The 244-nt window shown below is 47.1% G+C and carries 1 protein-coding gene; it reads left to right on the forward strand.

Annotated features, from left to right (window positions below; all coding sequences use genetic code 11):
- Positions 1 to 244, forward strand: a 244-nt coding sequence (locus tag AX662_RS02255) for an SH3 domain-containing protein (RefSeq protein WP_197414654.1), incomplete at both ends; no start/stop codon positions are given.

A 244-nucleotide genomic window follows, 5' to 3' on the forward strand; every position in this document is an offset into this window, starting at 1 on the left:
TTCACAGGTCGTGCGTCAATCAAGGCAGAAGCTAAAGTTTCAAGCCCAGAATTAGCCTATTATGACAAAGGCATGACTGTTAACTATGATAAGGTTTTGACAGCCGATGGCCGTCAATGGCTCTCATACGTGACAGCGAGTGGTGCTCGTCGTTATGTTGATATTGCAGCAGCCAAGGCAGAGGCTAAGCCAGAAGTTAAACCGGTTGCTAAGCCAGCGGATAAACCAAATCTCCCTGAATCAG

The organism is Streptococcus sp. CCH5-D3 (assembly GCF_001556435.1).
In the GTDB taxonomy this organism is placed as follows: Bacteria; Bacillota; Bacilli; order Lactobacillales; family Streptococcaceae; genus Streptococcus.